This window comes from Paenibacillus sp. GP183 (genome assembly GCF_900104695.1).
Taxonomy (GTDB): domain Bacteria; phylum Bacillota; class Bacilli; order Paenibacillales; family NBRC-103111; genus Paenibacillus_AI.
Genome location: NZ_FNSW01000001.1, coordinates 556,672 through 582,116 on the forward strand (window position 1 = coordinate 556,672; position 25,445 = coordinate 582,116).

The window sequence follows — 25,445 nt, forward strand, 5'->3', positions numbered from 1 at the left end:
TTATTCAAATTAAGAGTCAGCCCGTCTGTCTCTTTTTTGCTGTGTACGCATTGGCTTCCGGGTTCTAAACTTGTCCTTTTGCTCATATCCTCAGGATAAAATGAGGCAAGGGGGAAGCCGCGTTGCGCCAAATTGTGCTGCTTTTAGGATTTTTCTTGTTCGTTACCTATATCATTACTCAAAATCAGAGCATCCGTCTTTTTGTTTCAGCCATTAAGGCTGGGGCGGATCCTCTTGCCATGGGAACCAACTATTGGCTCACAACCAGCGATAACAGGCAAGCTCTGATAGATCTCATTCAATCGGAAGCCATAAAAAGAAAAATTGCCCCGATCAATGCTAAATTGGATTCAGTGTGGAAAGCGATACCTGCCTACAACGGGTTAGAGGTCGACATTGAGCAAACATTAAAGCTTGCTGAAGGGAAACGAGCCTCTGCTCCAATTTCCTATATCATGAAAGAAACAAGTCCTGCCATTTTGCTGGAAGACTTGGGTCCACATCCAATCTTTAAAGGAAATCCGCAGAAGCCGATGGCCTCCATCATGATCAATGTAGCATGGGGCAATGAATTTCTTCCTTCGATCCTGGACACGCTCGACAAGGAACACGTACATGCCACATTCTTTTTCGATGGAACCTGGCTGAGCAAGAATATGGATACCGCCAAATTCATCCAAAGCAAAGGGCATGAGCTGTCCAACCATGCTTATTCCCATAAGAATATGAGCCAGCTTTCCCGTGAAAATGCTATGGAAGAGATCAGCAAAACACAAGCTTATCTTAAAGAGCTGGGAGTCACTAATCATTTGTTTGCCCCCCCGTCCGGAGATTTTGATCAAGAAACCGTGCAGATCGCTTCGGAAATGGGGATGAAGACCATTCTCTGGACGCTTGACACAGTTGACTGGACCAATCCTGGAGCTGAGCGGATTATTCAAAAAATATCGACAAGGGTAGAGCCAGGCTCGCTCATTCTGATGCATCCGACTCGTTCCTCCAGCGAAGCGCTCCCCGAAATGATCCGATCCATTAAGCGTAAAGGACTTATTCTCGCAACGGTAAGTGAATTGATATCGCCTAAACGTGTGGATGTGACCCACTAAATGCAAGGAAATCTGCAAAGTTGAGTCAATCACACATTTTTGTTAGACTATATAAGTATTATTGGGTATTAGGTTTTTTGAGGAGGAAACTTGTTGATTAATTATCGCTTACATAACGGACTTCGGGTGATCATGGAACAAATCCCTACATTTCGATCGGTTTCATTCGGAATTTGGGTGAAAACTGGTTCCCGTAACGAGAAGCCGCAGGATAACGGCATTTCCCATTTTATCGAACATATGCTGTTCAAAGGAACGAAGCGGCATTCAGCTAAAGATATTGCTGAGATTTTCGATGGCATCGGCGGGAATGTGAATGCATTCACCTCCAAAGAATATACTTGTTTTTATGCCAAGGTATTGGATGAACACCTGCCGATCGCGATGGATATTTTATCCGATATGTTTTTCCATTCAACCTTTGATGAGGGCGAGCTGGATAAAGAAAAGAATGTCATCTTCGAGGAAATCTCGATGTATGAAGATACACCTGACGATCTGGTTCATGATTTAGCGGCAAAAGCGGCCTATGGCAGTCATTCATTGGGGTATACGATCCTTGGTACGGAAGAACAATTATCCGCCATGAAGTCGGATGACCTACGCCGGTATATGAAAAAATATTACAATGTTGAAAATACAGTCATAAGCCTTGCCGGAAATATTGATGACAGCGTTCGCGAGCTGGTTGAGAAGTATTTTGGAGGCTTCAACAATTCGGGGGAAGAGACGGGCTACGAGGTACCTGACTTTCTGGGCGAGCTCGTCTTTCATGCAAAGAAAACCGAACAAAATCATATATGTCTTTCCCTTCCGGGACTTTCCTTGAAGGAAGACAATTTATATCCGATGGTTTTGCTGAACAATGTAATCGGCGGCGGTATGAGCTCCCGTTTATTTCAAGAAATCCGTGAAAAAAGAGGGCTGGCTTACTCCGTTTATTCCTATCATTCCTCGCACATAGACAGCGGCATGTTTACGATTTACACAGGTACAGCGCCTAAACAAACTGAGGAAGTGTTAAAAGTCACTTTGGAATTGCTTCACGAAATTGCCGATAAAGGTATGACCGATTCCGAGCTGAAAAAAGGCAAAGAGCAGCTCAAGGGCAGCTTGATTTTGAGTCTGGAAAGCACCAGCAGCCGAATGAATCGCCTTGGCAAAAATGAGCTGATGACCGGTAAGCATTACAGCCTGGATGAAATGATCGAACGAATTGAAAGTGTACGTATGGAGCATATTCGTGAATTGACGCAAAACTTGTTCTCAGCCCCTTTTGCCTTATCCATGGTTGGCGATTCGGATCAAGTGCTTCAAGGCTTTAGGAGGGATCAACTTGTCATCCAATAGCTTCCAGGTGCAAATTAAACGATTGCCTGGCAATGAAGATATTGCGTTGCCTAAGAAAATGTCAGAAGCGGCAAGCGGCTTCGACCTTCATGCGGCAGTAAGCGAAACGGTTGTACTGCATCCTGGAGAGCGCCAATTGGTCCCTACAGGATTTGCCTTAAGCATGCCTCCTGAGCTGGAAGCACAGATTCGCCCGCGCAGCGGTCTGGCCTACAAGCACGGGATTACGACGTTGAATTCACCAGGAACGATCGATGCCGACTATCGAGGCGAGGTCAAGGTGCTGCTTATCAATCACGGGCAAGAATCCTTCACCATCCAGCGCAATGAACGTATCGCGCAGATGGTGTTTCAGGTTGTTCCCGTCATTGAGCTCACTGAGGTCGATGAGCTGACTGAGACGGAGCGCGGCTCCGGTGGATTTGGACATACGGGGAGGTAACCTCCCTCTTGACCCACCTGTAAATTGATCTCTTTTAAAATCTTTTTCTCACACCCAAACCTACCTTTCAACCATTTTGCACCCACCCAAACCCTCCCTCTAGGGAGGGCCCCAAAGGGCGGCAGCCCTCTGGACACCCGCAAAGTTGGATAGGGAGTGAAGTTGGCGCATGAAAGAGGACTTTGTTTAATCAAGCCGCTTTAGTCCCTGCGGGACACGCTCTTTCTCGTAACAAATCCTTTAAATCCCCACTAAAGACGTAAATTATGTCTTATCATAAGCCAGTAATCAAGTAATAAAGGAAACCTCCAATCATAGTGAGCTATGGATTGGAGGTTTTTGGCATTTGTTGATAAACGCGGTCGCTCATCTTAACCTTGAAATGGATGAGAGATGCATGCTCGCGAAATTTGAGGAAAATTGCCTTATATCAGCAACCATGTGGTTCTCCCAACATAAGTCCAAATACTTCCTTTATCATCTCAAATCACAGTAAACGGAGAATATACGTTCCATACCACCCTCACAAAGCACTATACACATTCGATTTAGTTGAAGTGCCCTAGACGAATGCCCACAGAATTTTCCTCACAATGGAACCGCATGATCCTCATTCCCGCTATGCGTGAATGCCTCCGGCTGCTTCACCGAAGCCTTCGAATATAGCCGCAAAGCGTAGATATAGATCAGATCAAATACAGAGCAGAAGATACCCAGCACCAGAACCAGCTTATTGCCATGCAAAACGCCGATCGAAATCGTTGGAGCTAACGTACCCAGCCATTTGCATACCGCTATGACCTGATTTTGTCCCTGCGTGCTTTTTCTTGCGACCAGCATGCAGATAAACAGAACGGACATGATCAGATTCTGGAGAAAGGCCGAATACTTCGGGGCGTTGTCACCGAACTCGACGATAAAAGAGTACTGAAGTACAAAGGACATGGCAAAGATGAGGATGGACCATGGGATAAAGTTATGTTTCAAGAGACCGAATTTCTCGAACTCTTTTCTTCCATATCGAAAGTAAGTGGTAACAATGGCGATGTCGAACAGGACCCAGACTAGATTGACCCAACCCTGCACGGGGATGGTGGGGGCAGTTAAGTCCTTGAAGGTATAAAGCCCCTCCCAAGTCACGTTCAGCGCAAGGGCGAAAAGGGGCATGCCGTAGGTTTTCTCTTTGAAGCCTATCCGAACCAATTCCAGATAGACAACGGTCCAACATATTCCGCTTAATAATAGCAGCAGCATTTCCATGATAATCTCTCCTTTTAAAGTGACGGTGTTACATTTGTAACGTTCTATGAGTTGAATATATACTGTATCTATGGGGCTGACAAGAGAGCCGGAGCGTACTGTGACAAAAGGGAGGAATTTGTTCATGAAGGGGCAGGAGCAGAACGCGCAGAATCAATTTGCAAAGGAATGTATATATACCGCACTCATGCAGCTGATGGAAACAACAAGCTTCTCGGATATCTCCATCACGGAGATTACGAGAAAAGCCGGCGTATCCAGAATGGCGTATTACCGCAATTACGGCTCCAAGGAAGACATCATAATCCAGTATCTCAATACGCTTTTTCAAGTATACCTGGAGGAAATCCGCAGCTATGGACAAGTGGACGTCTTCCAATTCGCTTACCTGTATTTTGCCTACTTCAGGAAGCATGAGGTGCTGATCAAGAATTTGCTCCGTTCAAATCTATGGAATCTGCTGCTGGACAGATTCGATACCTACCTGCACTCCATATTCGCTGGACTCTTGACGCACGACATCACCTCGCCGGAGATGAAAGCATATGAGGTCCATTTTCTGGCTGGAGGACTGTACAAAATATTAATCGAATGGGTTCAAAACGATATGGCCCAGAGCGATGAGGAGATGGCTGCACTCATCTGCAAGCTGGCACCTTCAAGTAATCAGAATTAGTGAAAACATGAAAACGGGATTTTTCATTCTAAAGCGTTTATAGTAAATAAAAGCAGCGGCTTTCTAAGACTTTATTTTAGAGTCCTAGTCCGCCGCTGTTTCCTGCTATCCGAAAGTTTGATTTCCTGCATCCCCAATCCACAACAATCCTCCAACAGCATTGGCTGTCACCCATCCATAGGCTGAATCATACAATATCCAAGTGATATGTACCGAGAAAGGGGTGTAAGCGAGAATGCTTACTGGCATATCAGTTGCTTTCATGGGCGGTGACGCGAGACAGCTGGAAGTCATTCAGAGGTTTACCGAGCTGGATGCAACTGTGTTTTTATTTGGTTTTAATAACCTGGGACGTCAACTCAGCGGAGTCACGAATTCGGAACCAAGCGCCGAGCTTTTGAAGCAAATTGACGCTTTCATTCTCCCTCCGGTAGGGACGGACGATACGGGTCGGGTGGAATCGATATTTTCCCATAATGAACTTGTTTTAACGGATGAAATTATTGGAGCGCTGCCTTCACATGCCAAAGTATATACCGGGATGGCCAAAACTTATTTAAAGCGGCTGTGTCAAGAGCACAACATTTCTGTCATTGAGCTTTTTGACCGTGATGATGTGGCCATTTATAATTCAATTCCTACCGCTGAGGGAGCGCTCATGATGGCGATCCAGAATACGGACATCACGATTCACGGATCGGTATGTATGGTGCTCGGGTTTGGCAGAACGGGCTTTACCATGGCCAGAACACTGCAGGGATTAGGGGCCTCCGTGAAGGTAGGCGTCAAGCAGCCGGATCACTTTGCACGTGCATGGGAGATGGGTTTTCAGCCCTTTTACACAACTGATTTATACACAGAAGTAGCCAATATTGACTTGCTTTTTAACACAATTCCGACTATGATAATCACAGCACAAGTTATCACTAATATTCCGCATCGCGCGGTGATCATCGATTTGGCCTCCAAGCCTGGCGGAACGGATTTTCGTTTTGCTGAAAAAAGAGGTATCAAAGCGATGCTTGCACCGGGCTTACCTGGAATTGTCGCTCCCAAAACTGCTGGACGTATCATAGCGAATGCGCTAAGCCAGTTATTAGAGGAGGACTTCAAGGACAGGAGCGATGCAGAATGAATTGGCAAGGGATAACAGTAGGTTACGCATTGACGGGTTCGCATTGTACGCTGGAGGAAGTCATGCCGCAAATCAAGAGATTTGTAGAGCAGGGAGCCAGGGTCATTCCTATAGTTTCATCCACGATCATGACAACGGACACCCGATTTGGCAAATCGGAGGATTGGCAGAAGCAGATTAAAGAGATAACAGGAAACGAAATCATATCCACGATCTTCGATGCCGAGCCCCTGGGGCCATCCAAGCTGTTGGATGTTTTGACAATCGCACCCTGTACAGGCAACACGACCAGCAAATTGGCTAACGCTATGACTGACAGCCCTGTCTTGATGGCAGCCAAGGCGCAAATGAGAAATCAAAGACCGCTGGTGCTGGCTATTTCCACCAATGATGGACTTGGGCTAAATGCGGCAAATATTGCTAAGCTGCTCATTACCAAAAACATCTATTTTGTGCCTTATGGGCAGGATGCGCCTGGTGCGAAACCAAACTCATTAGTGGCAAGAATGGACCTCATCATGGAAACCTGCGAAGCAGCCTTGCAAGGCAAGCAATTGCAGCCTATGATCATTGAAAGATTTCAATATTAATGCATGATTCCACTAAAAATCGTGACTCAGTGTTCTTAACACTATGCCCCAATTTTTAGTGTCAGATAAATAGATTAGGGGAGAGCAGTGTATGTCCAATCAAAAGCTTTTTAATGTTGCAGTTGTTGGCGCTACGGGGGCTGTAGGAGAACAAATCATACGGCTTCTGGATCAACGGAATTTCCCTGTAAAAGAGTTAAAGCTGCTTTCCTCAGCTCGTTCTGCAGGTACCAAGCTTCGCTTTAAAGACCGTGAAATTACGGTAGAAGAAGCAGGGCCTGGGAGTTTTGAAGGTATTGATATCGCTTTATTTAGCGCCGGTGGAGACATTTCCAAAGTACTTGCACCACATGCTGTAGAAGCGGGAGCAGTCTGTATTGACAATACGAATGCTTTCCGTATGGACCCGGAAACTCCATTAGTTGTTCCAGAAGTAAACATTGAGAAAATTAATGAGCATAAAGGCATCATTGCCAACCCGAATTGCTCCACGATTCAAATGGTTGCTGCTCTAAAGCCGATTTATGACCGTTTTGGGATTTCCAGAATCATCGTCTCTACCTACCAAGCTGTTTCTGGCGCTGGAGCTAAAGCCATCGATGAAATGAAGCGGCAGTCCAGAGAAGTTCTTGCCGGGAATCCTTCGAATCCGGATATTTTGCCTGTTGGTTCTTTGCCGATCAAGCATCAAATAGCATTCAATGCCATTCCGCAAATCGATAAGTTCCTCGATAACGGATTTACCAATGAAGAGATGAAAATGATCCGTGAAACCAAAAAAATCATGGGTGACGATTCCCTCGAAGTTACCGCAACCTGTGTCCGAATCCCGGTGGTTTATGGACATTCCGAGTCGGTCTACGTTGAGCTAAAGCAGGATTTCGACGTAGATGAAGTGAAGCAGCTGCTCGCAAATGCGCCAGGCATCGTTCTGGTGGATAATCCACAAGAACAGCAATATCCTCTCGCCACAGATGCAGCCGGCAAGCTTGAAATTTTCGTCGGACGTGTGCGCCGTGATCTCAGCAACCCAAGAGCATTAAACCTCTGGATTGTTTCCGATAATTTACTTAAAGGCGCGGCATGGAACGCTGTTCAAATAGCGGAATATATTGCTATCGAGCAGTGAGATAAACCGCTATCGTAAAAATGGGGGAACCTCATGCGAATTGTTGTACAGAAATTTGGAGGCACTTCCCTTTCCACCGCTCCCGCCAGAGAACATGTTCTAGAACACATTCAAGATGCACTTGCTGAATCCTATAATCTAGTAGTCATTGTATCAGCGATGGGAAGAATAGGTGACCCTTATGCAACCGATACGCTCCTGGAGATGACTCGGGAAAGCGGCGGTTCTATACCTTCAAGAGAGCTGGATTTGCTGCTAGGCTGCGGAGAGATTATTTCTGCAGTTCAGCTCTGCAGCCTCTTGGCCGCAAGAAACATACCTTCTGTGGTTTTAACCGGTGGACAGGCGGGTATACAAACGAACGGCAATTTCGGCAATGCCCAGATCGTTTCCATTCAACCTAATCGCATAGTAGAGCATTTAGAGCAAGGGCAGGTCGTCATTGTCACCGGATTCCAAGGCAAAACCATCGAAAACGAATTGACCACTTTGGGCCGTGGAGGCAGCGATACCTCAGCAACTGCTCTCGGAGCAGCTCTGAAGGCGGAGATCGTGGACATTTTTACGGATGTCAATGGAATTTTAACAGCAGACCCGAAGATTGTGGAAGATGCCAGACCTCTGGAAAGAGTCAGCTTCACTGAAATTTGCAATATGGCTCATAATGGAGCCAAGGTGATACATCCCCGGGCTGTAGAAATTGCCATGCAGGCGAACATTCCGATACGCGTAAGATCCACCTTTTCCAAATCGCCAGGCACGTTAGTGACGCATACCGATGCGATCCAGGCAGCTTCCAACGAGATTCAAGACAAGAGAATCACAGGTATAGCGCATTTTTCCAATGTTACTCAAATTCAAGTTTCTGCGGAACAAGGTCAATATGATTTACAGCTGAGGGTCTTCAAGACGATGGCTGAGCATCAGATCAGTGTTGATTTTATTAATGTCAATCCTTCTGGCGTAGTATATACAGTGTTTGGCTATGAAACCGAGCGCGCGCTGAATCTGCTGCAAGCTCAAGGCTATGCGCCTATTGTGCAAAGCGGCTGCGCCAAGGTTTCTGTTATCGGCGGTGGGATGAATGGTGTCCCGGGAATTATGGCTCATATTGTTGAAGCGCTTACGAATGAAGATATTCAAATTCTCCAGTCGGCCGATTCCAACACAACGATTTGGGTGCTTGTGCGGGGTGAAGATATGCATAAATCCGTCAGGGCACTGCATCAAAAATTTAATTTGCACAAGTAAAATAAGTTAAGGAGGGCGAACAGTGGATTTCGGAAATGTGATTACGGCAATGGTTACTCCCTTTGATGAGAATTTAGCTGTCAATTGGAGCCAAGTGGAACCACTGATCAATTATTTGATCGATGAACAGCTTTCGGATGGACTCGTCATTTGTGGAACAACAGGGGAATCTCCGACTCTGAGTGATGAGGAAAAGCTGAAGCTGATTGAAGCTTCTGTACGTTACGCCAGAGGTCGCTGCAAAATCATTGCAGGAACCGGAGGCAATGACACCGCACATACGATTCATTTTTCTCAAAAGGTTGAAAAGCTTGGCGTTGACGCTTTATTAGTCGTCGCTCCTTACTATAATCGCCCTTCCCAGGAAGGGCTGTATCAGCATTTCAAAGCTGTGGCTGAAGCCGTAAAGCTGCCTGTAGTGCTCTATAATGTTCCTGGGCGAACTGGAGTAAACATCGATGCAGACACAACCATTCGGTTATCGCAAATCTCCAAAATTGTGGCTACCAAGGATTGCGCCGGCACGAATCAGTTAACGCGAATTCTTAGCGGTGTGGGTGAAGGCTTTCATGTGTACAGCGGCGAAGACGCCAATACACTTCCTGCCTTGGCAGTAGGCTGCAGAGGAATTATCAGTGTGGCCAGTCATGTGATTGGAAAAGAAATGCAAACTATGATAAAGTATTACTTAGCAGGAAACAATCAGCAAGCAGCAGAAATGCATCGCAAGCTGCTTCCGGTGTTCACAGGCATTTTCCAGGCTCCGAGTCCCGCTCCAATCAAATACGCCTTGAAGCTTAAAGGTATTGACACAGGCGGCGTTAGACTTCCTTTAATTGAAGTTAATGAGCATGAAAGACAGTTCATCCGATCTCTTTTTTAAACGGGAAAGCAAACGGATCGGTGCTTCCGGCATCGGTTTTGTTTTTTTTGGGAACACTAGCGCTTACAGAGCACAACTTGTAAATGCTGTTTTTGTTCGTGTATAATGGTGGCAAGTGACTGGTTCGGTTTATCATGTAAATTCGTCGCCAATAAAATAAGGAGGAATAATTTTGTCTAAGAAAATTCAAGAAAAATTATTGATTTTCGCTCTAGGCGGCGTGGGCGAAATCGGTAAAAATATGTATGTGGTGCAGTATGGCAACGACATCGTGGTTATTGACAGCGGACTCAAATTTCCCGAAGAGGACATGCTTGGAATCGACATCGTCATTCCGGATATCGGTTATCTTACGGAAAATAAGGATAAAATTCGAGGCATCCTTTTGACTCATGGCCATGAGGATCATATCGGCGGTTTGCCGTATGTCATGAAGCAGCTTAATGTGCCGCTTTACGGTACGAAATTGACGCTTGGACTGGTGGAGACGAAGCTGAAGGAAGCTAATCTGCTGGGTGAAACCAAACGGATTATGATTAATGCTGATACTGAGCTGACTCTTGGCTCGATCAAGGCTACTTTCTTCAAGACGAATCACAGTATTCCAGACTCTGTCGGTGTCGCTCTTGAAACGCCGGAGGGAATGGTTGTTCATACGGGAGACTTTAAGTTTGACCAGACTCCGGTCAATGAGCAGTATGCGGATATTCATCGTATGGCTGAAATCGGCAAGAAGGGTGTGCTGGCCTTGCTTTCTGACAGCACCAATGCCGAAAGACCGGGTTATACCGGGTCTGAACGCAGTGTGGGCGTCGAGATTGAGGATGTATTCCGCAAAGCCAAACAGAGAGTCATTATTGCGACATTCGCTTCCAATATCCATCGTATTCAGCAAGTTATCGATGCTGCAGAAGCAACTCGCCGCAAAGTGACGGTCATTGGTCGCAGCATGGTCAACGTTGTTTCCATTGCCAGTGAGCTCGGATATTTGCACATTCCCGATGGCATGCTGATTGAACCGGAAGAAGTGAATAAGCTCGCGGCTGACCGCGTAGTTATTCTCTCGACCGGAAGTCAAGGAGAGCCTATGTCGGCATTGACGAGAATGGCTCGCTCGACGCATCGCAAAGTGGATATTTTGCCTGGAGATACTGTGATTATTGCAGCCACTCCGATTCCAGGGAATGAGAAGTATGTCGGCCGTACCGTCGACGAATTATTCCGTATCGGGGCTAATGTCATTTACGGGCCAGGATCCATTACAGGCGTCCACGTTTCCGGGCATGGCAGTCAAGAAGAGCTCAAGCTGATGCTGAATATCATGAAGCCGAAATATTTTATTCCGATTCATGGTGAATATCGGATGCTTCGCCAGCACGCGACTCTAGCAGAAGCAGTCGGAGTAGCCAGAGAAGATATCTTTGTCCTCGATAACGGAGATACAGTTGAGATCCAGGGCGGAGTAGCGCGCAAAGGCTCTAAAGTACAAGCCGGCAATATTCTTATTGATGGATTGGGTGTAGGGGATGTAGGTAATATTGTCCTGCGTGACCGGAAGCTGCTTTCTCAAGATGGTATATTGGTTGTCGTTGTTACTTTAGGTAAGCAGGACGGGAAGATCCTGTCCGGTCCGGATATCATTTCCAGAGGCTTCGTCTATGTGCGAGAATCGGAAGGATTACTGGATGAAGCGAACCGTATAGTGTCAAATACATTGAATAAATTAATGAATGAGAACATCAATGAATGGGCATCTTTAAAAACACATGTTAAGGATGCCTTGGGACGATTTTTATATGAACAAACCAGAAGAAGACCTATGATCCTTCCAATTATAATGGAAGTATAGTCTACCACTAGTCACTTGAACCTTTTGCAAATAATAAAAACTCTCTCCATGAAAATGGAGGGAGTTTTTTCATGTTTTCATGCATGATATTTGGTTGAGGTGCCATACTAGGAAAGCTAATAAGAGCAGCCGCTTAAGTAGTAAGATTTCCTAAAGTAAATGTAAAGGAGGACATGCACATGGAAGCACCGGATAATCCCGATCAGCCAGATAACAACACTGAGGAAATAAGAAGGAATACGACACTGGAGAATATTCAGCAGCTGGGACAAACCACAACTCCTACAACCGAAACTAATGTATATTGCATGACAATTATAGGTCAGGTAGAGGGCCATATTGTGCTTCCACCGCAAAATAAAACAACCAAATATGAACACATTATTCCCCAGCTTGTTGCAGCTGAACAAAATCAAAAAATTGAAGGTGTCCTTGTCATTTTGAATACGGTGGGAGGCGATGTGGAGGCAGGGCTTGCCATTGCGGAGATGATCGCTACGTTATCGAAACCAACCGTTACCCTCGTCCTTGGGGGTGGACACAGCATAGGTGTACCTATTGCCGTTTCTTCCAGTTTCTCTTTCATTGTTGAGACAGCAACGATGATCATACATCCTATACGGCTTAACGGGCTGGTTATCGGTGTTCCGCAAACCTTCGAATACCTGGAGAGAATGCAGGAGAGAGTGCTCAAGTTTATTGTGAACCATTCCCGAATTACGGAAGAAATGCTGAAGGAGCTTATGTTCAAAACAGGTAATCTTTCGCAAGATATAGGAACCTCTGTTACCGGACCCGATGCAGTCAGATACGGGCTAATCGACAAAGTTGGAGGCATTGGTGAAGCCATCCAGGAGTTGAACCGACTGATGAAGCTTAGAAAGAATCCCGAAGAGGGGGGTCTGGTCCAATGACGCTATACACTGTCATTCCGACTGAGGTGATTTTTCAAGGAATGGAGCAATATAACCCGCATTATGAAGATATAGAATTGCATGGGGTATCTATGCAAGTTGAGCGAATCAGCTATAATGAAGCGAGAATAGTGAGGTTATACAGTGTGAATTCGCAGGATTTTTTGAAACCTGAGCTTTGTCCCGGGACTCTTATTGTATATGGTCCCACTATACCGTAAGCTCTTAGAGCTTGCTACTAAAGCCAGTATCTACCCCTTTGAAACTATGCTATAATTGTTCATTGGGGGTGGCAAACGTGGCCAAACGTAAGAAAAAAGCGAAAGCTTTAAAAACCAGCTTAATGTTTGAACTTTATGGAATCATCATTCTCATATTTTCCGTAATAGCTCTTGGCAAACAGGGCCATGTCGGAAAATCATTGATGTATATGTTTCGTTTCATGGTAGGTACCTGGGATATATTAATCCCGTTAATCTTTATATACATAGCCCTGTATACCATGATCAAGAGGGGATGGCCTCCGCTGCGGACCGCAAAAAAAACGGGAATTCTGCTGTTTATTTTTGGCCTGTTGATCAAAAATCATATCGACTTGTACAGCCAGCTTTATCCAACCGGAAATTTTACGGACGGGTCCATTATTTCAGAAACATGGACCACTCTGATCAAAGGCTTAAGCTCCAATGAATCTGCCCTTAAAGCGCTTCAACAAGGAGTAGGCGGCGGAATCATCGGAGCGCTGCTCTATAGTGCTCTTCACTTTCTGTTTGCTGATCTAGGGGCCAGGTTAATCCAATATGCCCTGTTTGCGATTGGCTTCATTTTAGCAACGGGCATATCTTATGTCGATGTGGTCAGTATGCTTCAGGGGCGCTTCAAGCTGGCCGGCTTTAATCTGGGCGAGAAGATCAAGGAATGGCTGCAGGATCGCGGAACGAGACAGCCTCAGATGGCTTCTGGCAATGTGAGATCCAAACCGAAAAAGGCTGAGCCTTATATTCCAATGGATGATGAGTTCGACGAAGAAGCGTTCATACCTGCGAAAAAGAAAAAAGCGCCGCTTTTTACCCAGCTTCTAAAGCCGGATACCGGAAAATCACCGGGTAATGATTCTTTTGAGAATGAAGATTTGGATGCGGAACAAGTCGTTTATAAATCAGCAGTGTCATTGCCTCCTGCTGCAGTGCATGAAGAAGCGGCATTTTCTCCTGTAATTCGTGATTTTCAGGAGCGAGTGCAGCAGGAAGAATCTCGGTCAGCTGAAGATGTGTCTGTGAAACCCGCAAAACCCCAAACATCGACGGTCGGTTCGCTACCGGAGGAAGATGGAGAAGCTATCCATATTGAATTTGAAAATAATCCAGTCAAAGCGGCTCGTCCTTATGTATTGCCGTCGTTATCATTATTAGGCAAGCCGGCTACGGGTAAAGGCTCTGATATGGCCGATTATAAGGCAATCGCCAGGAAGCTTGAAGCTACTTTGGAAAGCTTCGGAGTACGGGCGAAGGTGCTGGAAGTGGTGAGAGGCCCATCCGTGACCCGCTATGAAATTCAACCGGATGTCGGTGTGAAGGTAAGCCGAATTGTAAGTCTGACGGACGATATCGCACTCGCATTGGCTGCCAAGGATATCCGCATGGAAGCGCCAATCCCGGGAAAAGCTGCAATCGGAATTGAAGTACCCAATACTGAAGTTTCGATCGTGACCATGCGTGAGGTAATGGAAACAGCAGCCTTTCAGGATTCAAGCTCCCGTATGTCCATTACACTCGGGCGGGATATTTCCGGACAACCTATTGTGGGAAATCTGGCCAGAATGCCGCACTTATTGGTGGCAGGTGCCACCGGTTCAGGAAAATCCGTTTGTATCAACGGGATTATCACAAGCATTTTATATAAAGCCAAGCCTAACGAAGTCAAATTTCTGATGATTGACCCCAAGATGGTAGAGCTTAACGTTTACAATGGCATTCCGCATCTCCTTGCACCCGTTGTAACGGACCCGAGAAGGGCGTCTCTGGCGCTTAAAAAGATCGTGGTGGAAATGGAGAAACGCTATGAGCTTTTTTCCAAAAGCGGCACCAGGAATATCGAAGGTTACAACGCTTTATTGAATGAAAATTCCAAGGAAGATCCGCTGCCTTACTATGTTGTCATAGTGGACGAGTTAGCCGATTTAATGATGGTAGCCGCTAACGACGTCGAAGACTCCATTATGAGATTGGCTCAAATGGCACGTGCTGCCGGCATTCATCTGATCATTGCTACACAGAGACCTTCCGTCGATGTCATTACCGGTGTGATTAAAGCGAACATTCCTTCCCGAATCGCATTTGGTGTTTCCTCGCAGGTCGACTCACGGACCATTCTGGATATGGTGGGTGCGGAGAAGCTACTGGGGCGCGGGGATATGCTCTATCTCCCGGTTGGTGCTTCCAAGCCCATACGTATTCAAGGCGCATTCCTCTCCGATCAAGAAGTGGAAGATGTCGTCACCTTTGTGAGAACACAGGAACAAGCGAATTATCAAGAAGATTTGGTTCCCATGTTCGAAGAGCAGCCAGAGCAGCAGCACGAATTCGAAGATGATCTCTACGATCAAGCTGTACAAATTGTAGTGGAGGCCAAGCAAGCGTCAGTTTCCTTGCTACAGCGCCGCATGAGAGTAGGCTACACGCGAGCTGCCAGGTTGATTGATTCCATGGAAGCCAAAGGCGTAGTTGGACCTTATGAAGGCAGCAAGCCCCGTGAGGTGCTTATGTCGATAGAGCAATACCATCACAATCGAATCAGTTCCTGATGTACGATTGAGCACATACTCCGACAGAGTGTGTGCTTTTTCATCTTAGATAAACAGCACACTCTGACAGAGTGTGTTTTTTTGTGTGCATAGAAGCAAACATGCTTTCTAATAATAAGCAATAGGAGTCAGCCACACGAAGAGAGGTTGAAAAAGGACATGAACAAAAGACTAATCCTCACAACATTCTGTATCATTTTTGTTCTTTTTGCTGCATATCAGTTAAAGAACATGGATACCGTTCGAGAAACGTTCAGCAAGAATGAGGTAAGATATGGCGCGACAGGATCTGATGTGTATGAACTGCAAGGCAGATTAAAGCTAATTGGTTTTTATCATGGTGCCATAGATGGAGATTACGGGTACACAACCTTGCAAGCCGTTAAACGATTTCAAGGTGAATTCGGCATGGTTGCGGACGGCGTAGTCGGCCCCAAAACAAAGCTGAAAATATGGGAAGCTACCAAGCAGTGGAGACCGACAGCTGCGCCTGCTACAGGAAGCGGCGGACCTGCCAACCCACCATCGCCGTCAACCAATTTGCCGACCTCCAACAATTTGGGTTTATCGGCTCAAGATATGAAACTCATGGCGAATGCTGTTTATGGAGAAGCCCGGGGGGAGCCTTACATTGGTAAAGTAGCAGTGGCAGCAGTAATTCTCAATAGAGTGCAGTCCCCCAGCTTTCCTCACTCGGTATCTGGCGTTATCTTTCAGCCAGGAGCCTTTACAGCTGTTTCAGATGGCCAAATTTGGCTCGAGCCTAATGCAGAATCCAAGAAAGCGGTCAAGGATGCGATTAATGGAATGGACCCCACCGGAAATTGCATATACTACTTCAATCCTAAAACCGCCACGAACAAATGGATATGGTCACGCCCTCAAGTAAAAACAATTGGCAATCACATTTTTTGCAAATAAGCTCTCTGGGAAGCAGCCGTTCTCGGTTGCTTCTTTTCTTTCCATAGGCATATAATGGGAGCATACTAAGCAGGTTTGAAAGGGGAGATGAGTTTTTTGAAACCATTGCAATTTGAGCGGAGCACCCATAATCATATTCGCATCCACGTCATGCCCACGGACCGATTCAAGACTTTCGCGATTTCGGTCTATGTCGGCCGGCCTTTGGATGAAAATGAAGTCACTGAAACGGCATTAACGCCATTTGTGCTTAGAAGAGGGAACGAGCTTTTCCCGGAAACCCAGCAGTTCAGAGAGCATCTGGATGAATTATATGGGGCCGGCTTTGGATTTGATATATACAAACGCGGCGATTACCAAATTGTTCAAATGCGAATGGATATCATCAATGACCGCTTTGTTTCGAGTACGGAGTCATTGCTCAGGCAAGGCTTGCAATTCGTGGGGGAAACACTGACCAAGCCGGCGCTGGAGGATCATCATTTTCGCGATAAATATGTAGACTCCGAGAAGCAAACCTTGCAAAAAAGGCTGGAAGCCGTCATTAATGACAAAATTCGTTATGCCGCAGAGCGATGTGTGGAAGAAATGTGCAAGGATGAGCCTTACCGTCTGCATCCATTAGGCAAAATATCGGATTTGACCCCCATTACCTCTTCAGGGTTGTACGAACACTATAAAAAATGGATGCGTGAGTCATCCATAGATATATATGTGGTAGGAAATACCACGCTGAAAGAAGTCGAAGATATCGTTTATAAAGCTTTTCCCATACCGAGAACCGGTGACGTCAACTACAAGCCTGCCAAAATAAGAAGTCAAGTGAATCAAGTGAAAACGGTAGTGGAGAAGCTGGATGTCGGCCAAGGAAAGCTGAATATGGGTCTTCGAGCCAATGTTACATATGGAGATGATTTGTATCCAGTTGCTCTCATGTATAATGGCGTCCTGGGGGGATATCCTCATTCCAAGCTTTTTATCCATGTAAGGGAAAAAGAAAGCCTTGCCTATTATGCATCTTCTCGTCTGGATGGGCATAAGGGGATATTGACGCTGCAATCGGGAATCGAGATTCAAAATTACGAAAAGGCTGTTGCGATCATTCTAAAACAGTTGGAAGCCATGGAGCAAGGAGACATCTCGGAGAAGGAGCTTAGCCAAACCCGAGCAATGATCTCCAATCATCTGCGCGAACTCCAGGATTCGGCGTTTGAATTAATTTCCTTTGATTTCAACTTGATACTTTCGGGCAAAGAAAGAACCGTGCCAGAATTAATTCGAGATGTGGTTCAGGTGGATGCTGGCGCTATCGCGAAGGTGGCGAACCTGGTGAAGCTTGACACGATTTACTTTTTACGGGATCAGAAGGGAGACTAAGTCATGCAGATTATACCTTATCCACATTTGAATGAAACGATTTATCACGAGGAGCTCTCCAATGGTCTAAATGTTTATGTTCTCCCTAAGGACGGATTTCAAAAAACGTATGCTACTTTCTCTACAAAATATGGATCGGTCGACAATCATTTTAAAGTCGAAGGCCAGGAAGACGTGCGTGTTCCGGACGGCATAGCTCATTTTTTAGAGCATAAAATGTTTGAAGAGCCAGAGGGCGATGTGTTTTCCACCTTTGCTTCACAGGGCGCTTCAGCAAATGCTTTTACCAGCTTTGACCGCACTGCTTATTTATTTTCCGCTACAGAAGATATCATGACCAGCCTGCAAACCTTAATTAATTTTGTGCAAAATCCATATTTCACCGATGAAAATGTGGAAAAGGAAAAGGGCATCATCGGCCAAGAAATCAATATGTATCAGGATAATTCCGATTGGAGAAGCTACTTCGGCTTAATTGAAGCGATGTATAAGACTCATCCGGTACGTATCGATATTGCGGGCACGATTGAATCCATCTCGAAGATTAGCAAAGAAACGCTCTATGAGTGTTATCACACCTTTTACCATCCCAGCAACATGAGTTTATTTGTGGTTGGCGGTGTCAAGCCTGAAGAAGTGATTGCCTTTGTAAAAGAAAACCAAGCGGCCAAGTCGTTTGGTCCCCAGGGCCGAATCGAGCGGTTCTTCGAGGAAGAACAGCTTGCCGTGGAGATTCCGCAAAAGCTCATTCATCTGCCGGTTTCTTTGCCAAAATGTTTGTTCGGCTTTAAAGAGCAGCCTCCAGGAACGGAAGGCAAAGCTCTTCTCGAGCTGGAGTTAGTCACCAAGGTCGTGCTGGATATTGTGTTCAGCGGAAGCTCATCTATTTATCAGATGCTCTACGACGAGCAGTTGATCTCCGATAATTTTGGCCATGAATACAACTGCAGTAAGGACTATGCTTTTTCAGTCATTGGCGGCGACACCAGGGACCCTGAACTGCTGATCAGCCGTGTTCGGGAAGAGGTAGAAAAGCTCAAAAAAACCGGTCTTGATGTTGAAACCTTTGAGCGAAGCCGCAAAAAGAAAATCGGCAACTTCCTGCGGATGCTCAACTCACCTGAATCGATTGCCAATGAGTTTACTAAATATCGCTTCAAGGACATCGATTTATTCGACATATTGCCCATGTTCGAAAGTCTAACTCTCGATCAGGTGAACGAGCGTTTTCGCCGGCATTTCAATTGGGGTCAATTAGCTGCATCCATTGTGCGGAGCCGTGACGAGGGATGAATGCTGCAATGAAGCCTTTTACCGAACAAACGGTATTGATTACCGGGGCGAGCCGAGGAATCGGAGCTGCCATTGCAGAGCGGTTTGCCTCCGTAGGGATGAATGTGATCATCCATTATTTGAATTCGCACGAATCGGCCAATGAAGTGGCAAGAGCCTGCATGAAGCACGGATCCAAGGTATTAACGGTATCAGCCGATTTGCGCTTTAAAGATCAGATTCTCAAAATGAAGGAGAAGCTGGATCAGCGAGAAATGATCCCGGATATCGTGGTAAACAATGCTGGAATTTCCCATTACGGTTTGTTATCCGATGTGACAGATGAAATATGGGATGAGGTTATGGAAGTGAACCTGAAAGGCGCCTTCCTCTGCACCCAGGTATTCATGGAGCAGATGATCCGGAATAAATACGGACGCATCGTTAACGTATCTTCCATATGGGGCATATCGGGAGCTTCCTGTGAGGTTGTTTATTCAACAGCCAAGGGCGGCATGAATGCTTTTACAAAAGCATTGGCGAAAGAGCTCGCCCCATCGGGGATCACGGTGAATGCTGTCGCTCCGGGTGCTGTTGATACGAAGATGATGACGGGATTCAATGCGCAGGAAAAAGCTGCGGTTGAGAGCGAAATTCCTGTTGGACGCTTTGCTCTGCCAAATGAAATTGCATCGCTTGTTTACTTTTTGGCGCTTCCGGAATCCGGTTATATCACTGGTCAAATTATTAGTCCAAATGGCGGTTGGTTAACTTGAGTTCAGCTAATGGCTGTTTTGCATATTTCCTCGGCACATTGTGAATCTTACTAAGTGTAAGTATATGCTCACAATAATAAGGAGGACCACAACATGGTTACTGTACTTAAGGTATTTGATAAGTGGAAGGAATTTCTTTCGGAGCGCGTTTCTCAAGCAGAGCGGGCAGGGATGAGTGATGAAACATTAAACAAAATCGCTTTTCAAATCGGCGATTTCCTGGCAACTAAAGTCGATCCAAAGAATGATGAGGAGCGTGTGCTCAAGGAACTTTGGGATGCCGGGAATGAAGAAGAACGACGCACAATTGCCAAACTTATGGTAAAATTAGTAGACAAAGTCTAATATGCGTTTTACAATTTCTATAACTGTTGCAAGAGCCTCCTGCCTGGAGGCTTTTCCATGCTTGCTTCAAGAAAGGATTTCGTTAATCATGGTATACCGCACAATTTTATTACTGCTCTTCTCATGCAGCATTCTTTTAAGCGCATGCGGAACTAGAGGGACTCCTGTGATTCGACCGGAAATCTTGGAGAGCAAGCTTTCTGTTCTTATGATAACCAGCGATAAATTAAGCGATCCCGTCAAACAGAAGATTGGGTCCAAGCTGCTGGAGTGGCGGTCTGGCAATCAGATCGCATTTGAATGGATGAAAGACAAAGCAGCCATCGATGAATCGATGATAACGTCCATCAAGTCAAAGCCTTACGATTACATATATGTTATTGGAACGGATCTATTCTTGACAGCCATACAGGCGGCAGATCAAGATAAAGACAGCAAATGGACGCTGCTGCAAGATCAGATGACCTTGCAGCAGCCTCCTGTAAAATCGGATAATCTGTCCATCCTGCAAATTGATCCCAAGCAAGCGGCAGATGTAAGAACTAATTGGGTAAATCAAATGCTGGCGCAAAAAGAATCCGTGGAATGGGTAACCTTCGCCGAGAATCCAATTCCAGCAGAGTGGGCGCCTTCCGAGGAAGCTGACCATATTGTTCTGCTGAACAATAACGGGGACTGGTTCAATCAGCTTAATTACCAAACCCGGTTGCATGCATCCAAATGGATTATTTTTAACGCACCTACGGATGCATCCTTTGGGAATCGCGCAAAAACAATTGGCGTATCCGTTGTCGATTTAACCGCTCCCCTTGAAGCGGAATTGAATTGGGATGCTATTCTTGCGGGCAGGCTGAACATGATGACTGGGCGCACTTGGGTAAAAGGAATTCAAGCATACAATGGGCAGGAAATGAAACAATTGTTGATAAAATGAAATAAAAGAGGATTTTGATGAATATTGTAGAAATAATTCCTTTAAGATCTTTTGCGTGACAGTATTGAAAATAATGAGGTGGAAGTATTGGACGTAAAAGAATGGTACATGGAATACAAAATCCACAAAAATCGTCCTGGCTTGCTTGGGGATATTGCTTCCCTGATGGGGATGCTCGACATCAATATTGTCACGATTAATGGAGTGGAAGACCGCACTCGCGGTATGCTGCTGCAAACAAATGATGAGGAAAAAATTGATTTATTGGGTAAAATGTTAAAGAAGGTAGATAATATCACAGTTAATGCGCTGCGTACGCCTAAACTGGTTGATATTCTAGCTGTGAGGCATGGAAGATATATAGAGCGCGATTCCGATGATCGCAAAACGTTTCGTTTCACACGTGATGAGCTTGGCCTATTGGTTGATTTTCTGGGAGAAGTATTTAAAAGAGAAGGCAACCAGGTCATTGGCCTCAGAGGAATGCCGCGTGTTGGCAAAACGGAGTCGATTATTGCAGGAAGCGTATGCGCGAATAAAAGATGGACGTTCGTTTCTTCAACGCTCCTAAGGCAAACGGTGCGCAGCCAGTTATCGGAGGATGAAACCTCCGTCCATAATGTATTCATCGTCGACGGAATCGTTTCGACCATTAGATCCAATGAGAAGCATTACAGCTTGCTGCAAGAGATTATGGCTATGCCTGCAACTAAAGTAATTGAGCATCCGGATATTTTTATACGTGAGTCCGAATACACTTATAATGACTTTGATTATTTTATCGAGCTGCGCCAACACCCGGATGAAGAAATCAATTATGACAGCTTCACATCCACTATGGAACCATTTTAATCGAAGAACCGTCCAACATAAGGGAGCATCCAGGAGGTGATCTAGTGTCTGAATTGGGACAGTTACTGAAGCAAGCACGCATGGACCAAAAAATCTCTTTGGAGGATTTGGAAGAGTCAACCAAGATAAGAAAACGTTATTTGGAAGCTATCGAGGAAGGGAATTACAAGATTCTTCCCGGCAGCTTTTATGTGCGTGCTTTTATTAAGAATTACGCGGAAGCCGTGGGCCTGGATCCTGCTGAAGTGCTGAGCTTGTATCAAAATGCGATGCCTGCATCCGTTTCGGAAAAGCCAGTTAATTCAAATTTGCAGAGCAAAAGAAGCCTTTCTCGCAATAATGATAAAATGAGTCGTGTTGCATCGAGTGTTATGGTGATTGGTTTTGTCATTTTGATTCTCGGACTCATATATTATTATGCCTTTCAAAGCTCAAAGGGGACTCCGTCTCAGGAAAAGACGATAGACAATAAGCCTGAACGGATAACCGATCGAACCGATCCGAAGGCAGGACAAGCTAGTACCAGCCCCAGCACTGCGGCTGCGCCTACTCATTCGCCTACAGCTTCACCGACACCGTCACCAACTCCGACGCCTCTGACAGCTGTGAAATTCAACAAAAGTGAAAATGGCGTTGATTTCTATACAGTTACCGGCTCGCAAAAACTGACCCTTCAATTGAAAATTTCAAGCGCCGACTGCTGGATTGAGGTTGATACAATTGACGTGAATGGTAAAAAAACAATGCAAAGGCAAAAGACTTACAAAGATGGCGAGACCGATTCTTTCTTATTCGACAGCTCGGCTTATCTCAATGTTGGAGCCGCAAAGGCTCTGGAGCTTAACGTAAATGGAACGATCGTGACTGTCGGCGATTCGCTGAATCCCAAGAGAATCCAGCTGGACCTGCAGAAAAGCTGATTATTTGGCGATTTTTGCGCTTGCCCGGGAAATAAAGCCGCGTGAAAGGGTGTTCGTAAGGTGAGTAATGAAAGCTCGTTTGATATCGTATCCAAGATGGATATGCAGGAGTTAAACAATGCCATCCAACAAGCCATCAAGGAGATCGCAACCCGTTTTGATTTTAAAGGCAGTAAGAGCACCATCGATTTGGATAAAGACCAGCTGGTCGTCATTTCCGATGATGAATTTAAACTGCAAAATGTATTGGATATTTTACACGCGAAGATGGCCAAGAGAGGGATCGCTCTGAAGAATCTGGAATATGGTAAAGTAGAGCCGGCTGCCTCCTCAACCGTAAGGCAAAAAATTAGTCTTAAGCAAGGAATCGATCAAGAGAATGCGAAGAAGATCAATATTTTGATTCGTGATTCCAAGATCAAGGTGAAAAGTCAAATTCAAGGGGACCAGATTCGCGTGACAGGTAAGAGCAAGGATGATTTGCAGGAAATTATTGCCCTTTTGCGTAAATCGGATATTTCTTTGGATCTGCAATTTACAAACCTCAAGTAATATTCCATAATATGAAGCTGGATGAAGAAAGCCCGATAAATCGGGCTTTTGCTTTTTGACATGCCTAAATGGCATGTATTATACTTGTAAGGATGGTTTAGGATCAATGGAGGTCTCGAAATGACTGAAAAGGTAAAGGTAGTCACGCTTGGTTGTGAAAAGAATTTGGTGGATTCTGAAATTATGGCGGGGTTGATTCATGGTCGCGGATTTCAGCTCGTAGAAGAAAAAGAAGAAGCTACCGTTATCATTGTAAATACATGCGGCTTCATCGATGCAGCAAAAGAAGAATCGGTCAACACGATTCTCGATATGGCTGATCTGAAGCAAACGGCAAAGTTAAAGGCATTAATTGTTTCCGGTTGCTTGACTCAGCGCTATAAGCAGCAGCTCATGGAGGAAATGCCTGAAATTGACGGCATCGTCGGAACAGGTGATTTTGATAAAATCAATCATATAGTCGATGAGGCTCTGCGCGGGAAGAAACCGATCCTTGTAGGCAATCCGGTATTTAATTATGATCAAGATCTGCCCAGGAAGGTATCGACACCCCGCTATACGGCGTATGTCAAAATTGCAGAGGGCTGTGACAATGCTTGCACCTTCTGCAGCATTCCGATCATGAGAGGCAGCTTCCGCAGCCGAAGTATGGAATCGATCGTCTCAGAAGTGGAGCAGCTTGCTTCGCAGGGAGTGAAAGAAATCAGCCTGATCGCTCAGGATTCTACGAACTATGGAACCGATCTTTATGAAGGATTCATGCTGCCTGCCTTACTGAATAAAGTGAGTGAAGTTGCGGGTATCGAATGGGTTCGTCTTCATTATGCCTACCCAGGTTTTTTTACCGATGAATTGATTGCGACTATAGCTTCCAATCCGAAAATATGCAAGTATATCGATATGCCGCTGCAGCATAGCGTGGATGCCATACTCAAGCGGATGCGCAGACCCGGCAGGCAGAAGGATGCAAGGGAACTGGTCCGCAAGATCCGTGAGAACATTCCTCATGTGGCTCTGCGTACTTCCATCATCGTTGGGTTTCCGGGTGAGACAAAGGAGGATTTCGAAGATCTGAAGCAATTCGTTCGCGATATGCAGTTTGATCGTTTGGGGGTATTCACGTATTCCAAAGAAGACGATACGCCAGCATCGCGGCTTCCTGATCAGGTTGCTGACGAAGTGAAGGAATTTCGTGCCCATACTTTGATGGAGATTCAGCGTGAGATTTCCAATCTCCGCGGCGGCAGCCGTATTGGCCAGGAAATCGACGTGCTCATTGAACGCTACGACGGCCGCAGCGATGTTTATATCGGCCGCTCCCAATATGATGCGCCAGAGATCGATGGAGAAGTCTATGTGTCCAATGCTCAGTTGAAAATAGGTGAAATCGCCAAGGTGCGCATCACCCACTCCTACGAGTTTGACTTATCCGGGGAGGTTGTTGCATGAATTTGGCAAACCGGATCACCATTGCCAGAATCTTCCTTGTGCCCATCATCATGTTTTTTTTATTGATCCGGATCAAATTTCCGGACATTAAAATTGATGAATTCAGCATCACGTATAATCAAATTATCGCTGCTCTCATTTTTATCATAGCTGCCAGTACAGACAGCCTGGACGGTTATATCGCCAGAAAAAATAAGCTTGTCACGAATCTCGGCAAGCTGCTGGATCCTTTGGCAGACAAGCTGCTGGTAACGGCTGTGCTCGTGTCTTTGGTCGAAATGAATAAGGTTGGAGCTTGGATTGCCATTGTTATCATCAGTCGGGAGTTTGCGGTAACCGGACTTCGACAAATCGCATTGCTTGAAGGCATCGTGATGGAGGCAAGCAAGTGGGGCAAGGCGAAGACCGCGGTTCAAATTACAGCGATCATTGCGTTGTTGATTAATAACTTTCCGTTTGCATTCTTGAATTTTCCATTTGATACGATTGCAAGCTGGTTTGCTGCGGTGATTACGGTTTACTCAGGAATTGATTATTTTGTCAAAAACAAGCATGTGATAGATTTTACGGAAAAGACGCAGTAGGGCAGCCTATTGTTTTTTTCTATTTGGCAACGCTTACGAAGTCAGTTTTGCTAAAGCAAAACTCAGCATATGCTT

25 protein-coding genes are annotated in these 25,445 nt (G+C 45.5%); 24 read left to right on the forward strand and 1 reads right to left on the reverse strand.

All coding sequences use genetic code 11. The features are described 5' to 3' along the window. Positions 1–122 precede the first annotated feature (122 nt). The 3 genes from BLV33_RS02785 (at position 123) to dut (ending at position 2,898) form a co-directional block, all read left to right on the forward strand. Entirely contained in the window at positions 123–1,106 is a 984-nt protein-coding gene (locus BLV33_RS02785) for a polysaccharide deacetylase family protein (protein WP_090788088.1), read from the forward strand. A 93-nt stretch (positions 1,107–1,199) separates the two neighbouring features. After that, positions 1,200–2,456 (forward strand): M16 family metallopeptidase, encoded by a 1,257-nt coding sequence (locus BLV33_RS02790; protein ID WP_090788090.1) that lies wholly within the window; start codon positions 1,200–1,202, stop codon positions 2,454–2,456. Beyond that, the gene (dut, locus tag BLV33_RS02795) at positions 2,443–2,898 is read left to right on the forward strand and encodes a dUTP diphosphatase (RefSeq protein ID WP_090788092.1); all 456 of its coding nucleotides are present in this window, start codon (positions 2,443–2,445) and stop codon (positions 2,896–2,898) included. Before BLV33_RS02790 ends, dut begins: the two co-directional genes overlap by 14 nt. A gap of 588 nt (positions 2,899–3,486) precedes the next feature. On the opposite strand, the gene BLV33_RS02800 is transcribed toward dut, so the two are convergent. Further along, a complete protein-coding gene (locus BLV33_RS02800) occupies positions 3,487–4,158 on the reverse strand; it encodes a transmembrane-type terpene cyclase (RefSeq protein WP_090788093.1) in 672 nt (223 codons plus the stop codon). Positions 4,159–4,282: 124 nt separating this feature from the next. Here BLV33_RS02800 and BLV33_RS02805 point away from each other — a divergent pair, with 124 nt between their 5' ends. From BLV33_RS02805 to pgsA, 21 genes are all read left to right on the forward strand, one after another. Then, complete coding sequence (locus tag BLV33_RS02805; RefSeq protein ID WP_171908986.1) at positions 4,283–4,834, forward strand: TetR/AcrR family transcriptional regulator; 552 nt, start codon at positions 4,283–4,285, stop codon at positions 4,832–4,834. Between the two features lie 235 nt (positions 4,835–5,069). Next, positions 5,070–5,969: a dipicolinate synthase subunit DpsA gene (dpsA, locus tag BLV33_RS02810; RefSeq protein ID WP_090788097.1), complete on the forward strand. Its 900-nt coding sequence runs from the start codon at positions 5,070–5,072 to the stop codon at positions 5,967–5,969. Then, the gene (locus tag BLV33_RS02815) at positions 5,966–6,559 is read left to right on the forward strand and encodes a dipicolinate synthase subunit B (RefSeq protein ID WP_090788099.1); all 594 of its coding nucleotides are present in this window, start codon (positions 5,966–5,968) and stop codon (positions 6,557–6,559) included. The genes dpsA and BLV33_RS02815 overlap by 4 nt, the downstream gene beginning before the upstream one ends. 91 nt (positions 6,560–6,650) lie before the next feature. Further along, a complete protein-coding gene (locus BLV33_RS02820; protein WP_090788101.1) occupies positions 6,651–7,688 on the forward strand; it encodes an aspartate-semialdehyde dehydrogenase in 1,038 nt (345 codons plus the stop codon). A gap of 33 nt (positions 7,689–7,721) precedes the next feature. Beyond that, entirely contained in the window at positions 7,722–8,939 is a 1,218-nt protein-coding gene (gene dapG / locus BLV33_RS02825) for an aspartate kinase (RefSeq protein ID WP_090788103.1), read from the forward strand. 22 nt (positions 8,940–8,961) lie between these two features. Further along, positions 8,962–9,822, forward strand: coding sequence for a 4-hydroxy-tetrahydrodipicolinate synthase (gene dapA, locus BLV33_RS02830; RefSeq protein WP_090788105.1), 861 nt, complete (start codon positions 8,962–8,964; stop codon positions 9,820–9,822). Positions 9,823–9,994: 172 nt separating this feature from the next. Beyond that, positions 9,995–11,671, forward strand: coding sequence for a ribonuclease J (locus BLV33_RS02835; protein ID WP_090788107.1), 1,677 nt, complete (start codon positions 9,995–9,997; stop codon positions 11,669–11,671). A 179-nt stretch (positions 11,672–11,850) separates the two neighbouring features. Next, entirely contained in the window at positions 11,851–12,585 is a 735-nt protein-coding gene (locus BLV33_RS02840) for a ClpP family protease (protein WP_139305675.1), read from the forward strand. After that, positions 12,582–12,806: a YlzJ-like family protein gene (locus BLV33_RS02845; protein ID WP_090788111.1), complete on the forward strand. Its 225-nt coding sequence runs from the start codon at positions 12,582–12,584 to the stop codon at positions 12,804–12,806. The genes BLV33_RS02840 and BLV33_RS02845 overlap by 4 nt, the downstream gene beginning before the upstream one ends. A 77-nt stretch (positions 12,807–12,883) precedes the next feature. Further along, positions 12,884–15,388 carry a DNA translocase FtsK gene (locus tag BLV33_RS02850; RefSeq protein WP_090788113.1) on the forward strand — a complete coding sequence of 835 codons (2,505 nt, stop codon included), beginning with the start codon at positions 12,884–12,886 and terminating at the stop codon, positions 15,386–15,388. A gap of 159 nt (positions 15,389–15,547) precedes the next feature. Next, positions 15,548–16,309 (forward strand): spore cortex-lytic enzyme, encoded by a 762-nt coding sequence (gene sleB, locus BLV33_RS02855; protein WP_090788115.1) that lies wholly within the window; start codon positions 15,548–15,550, stop codon positions 16,307–16,309. Positions 16,310–16,396: 87 nt separating this feature from the next. Continuing rightward, on the forward strand, positions 16,397–17,686 hold the full coding sequence (locus BLV33_RS02860; RefSeq protein ID WP_090798611.1) for an EF-P 5-aminopentanol modification-associated protein YfmF: 1,290 nt from the start codon (positions 16,397–16,399) through the stop codon (positions 17,684–17,686). 3 nt (positions 17,687–17,689) lie between these two features. Continuing rightward, positions 17,690–18,979 (forward strand): EF-P 5-aminopentanol modification-associated protein YfmH, encoded by a 1,290-nt coding sequence (locus BLV33_RS02865; RefSeq protein WP_090788117.1) that lies wholly within the window; start codon positions 17,690–17,692, stop codon positions 18,977–18,979. 8 nt (positions 18,980–18,987) lie between these two features. Beyond that, positions 18,988–19,734: an elongation factor P 5-aminopentanone reductase gene (gene fabG / locus BLV33_RS02870; RefSeq protein WP_253186942.1), complete on the forward strand. Its 747-nt coding sequence runs from the start codon at positions 18,988–18,990 to the stop codon at positions 19,732–19,734. Between the two features lie 93 nt (positions 19,735–19,827). Beyond that, positions 19,828–20,079, forward strand: a complete 252-nt coding sequence (locus BLV33_RS02875; RefSeq protein ID WP_090788121.1) for a DUF3243 domain-containing protein — start codon at positions 19,828–19,830, stop codon at positions 20,077–20,079. A gap of 61 nt (positions 20,080–20,140) precedes the next feature. Next, positions 20,141–21,013: a hypothetical protein gene (locus tag BLV33_RS02880; protein ID WP_139305676.1), complete on the forward strand. Its 873-nt coding sequence runs from the start codon at positions 20,141–20,143 to the stop codon at positions 21,011–21,013. Positions 21,014–21,100: 87 nt separating this feature from the next. Beyond that, on the forward strand, positions 21,101–21,865 hold the full coding sequence (locus BLV33_RS02885) for a DUF3388 domain-containing protein (protein ID WP_090788125.1): 765 nt from the start codon (positions 21,101–21,103) through the stop codon (positions 21,863–21,865). Between the two features lie 44 nt (positions 21,866–21,909). Next, the gene (locus tag BLV33_RS02890; RefSeq protein ID WP_090788127.1) at positions 21,910–22,785 is read left to right on the forward strand and encodes a helix-turn-helix domain-containing protein; all 876 of its coding nucleotides are present in this window, start codon (positions 21,910–21,912) and stop codon (positions 22,783–22,785) included. A gap of 60 nt (positions 22,786–22,845) precedes the next feature. Then, positions 22,846–23,337, forward strand: coding sequence for a YajQ family cyclic di-GMP-binding protein (locus BLV33_RS02895; RefSeq protein ID WP_090788129.1), 492 nt, complete (start codon positions 22,846–22,848; stop codon positions 23,335–23,337). A gap of 120 nt (positions 23,338–23,457) precedes the next feature. Continuing rightward, a complete protein-coding gene (gene rimO, locus BLV33_RS02900) occupies positions 23,458–24,786 on the forward strand; it encodes a 30S ribosomal protein S12 methylthiotransferase RimO (RefSeq protein WP_090788131.1) in 1,329 nt (442 codons plus the stop codon). Next, positions 24,783–25,370: a CDP-diacylglycerol--glycerol-3-phosphate 3-phosphatidyltransferase gene (gene pgsA, locus BLV33_RS02905; protein WP_090788133.1), complete on the forward strand. Its 588-nt coding sequence runs from the start codon at positions 24,783–24,785 to the stop codon at positions 25,368–25,370. The genes rimO and pgsA overlap by 4 nt, the downstream gene beginning before the upstream one ends. Positions 25,371–25,445: the final 75 nt, after the last annotated feature.

Coding starts and splice junctions, on each gene's coding strand:
- BLV33_RS02800 (WP_090788093.1), bottom strand. CDS start 4,158: ATGGAAATGCTGCTGCTATTATTAAGCGGAATATGTTGGACCGTTGTC.
- BLV33_RS02875 (WP_090788121.1), top strand. CDS start 19,828: ATGGTTACTGTACTTAAGGTATTTGATAAGTGGAAGGAATTTCTTTCG.
- dapG (WP_090788103.1), top strand. CDS start 7,722: ATGCGAATTGTTGTACAGAAATTTGGAGGCACTTCCCTTTCCACCGCT.
- BLV33_RS02865 (WP_090788117.1), top strand. CDS start 17,690: ATGCAGATTATACCTTATCCACATTTGAATGAAACGATTTATCACGAG.
- BLV33_RS02805 (WP_171908986.1), top strand. CDS start 4,283: ATGAAGGGGCAGGAGCAGAACGCGCAGAATCAATTTGCAAAGGAATGT.
- fabG (WP_253186942.1), top strand. CDS start 18,988: ATGAAGCCTTTTACCGAACAAACGGTATTGATTACCGGGGCGAGCCGA.
- rimO (WP_090788131.1), top strand. CDS start 23,458: ATGACTGAAAAGGTAAAGGTAGTCACGCTTGGTTGTGAAAAGAATTTG.
- BLV33_RS02820 (WP_090788101.1), top strand. CDS start 6,651: ATGTCCAATCAAAAGCTTTTTAATGTTGCAGTTGTTGGCGCTACGGGG.
- pgsA (WP_090788133.1), top strand. CDS start 24,783: ATGAATTTGGCAAACCGGATCACCATTGCCAGAATCTTCCTTGTGCCC.
- BLV33_RS02845 (WP_090788111.1), top strand. CDS start 12,582: ATGACGCTATACACTGTCATTCCGACTGAGGTGATTTTTCAAGGAATG.
- sleB (WP_090788115.1), top strand. CDS start 15,548: ATGAACAAAAGACTAATCCTCACAACATTCTGTATCATTTTTGTTCTT.
- BLV33_RS02840 (WP_139305675.1), top strand. CDS start 11,851: ATGGAAGCACCGGATAATCCCGATCAGCCAGATAACAACACTGAGGAA.
- dpsA (WP_090788097.1), top strand. CDS start 5,070: ATGCTTACTGGCATATCAGTTGCTTTCATGGGCGGTGACGCGAGACAG.
- BLV33_RS02860 (WP_090798611.1), top strand. CDS start 16,397: ATGAGTTTTTTGAAACCATTGCAATTTGAGCGGAGCACCCATAATCAT.
- BLV33_RS02815 (WP_090788099.1), top strand. CDS start 5,966: ATGAATTGGCAAGGGATAACAGTAGGTTACGCATTGACGGGTTCGCAT.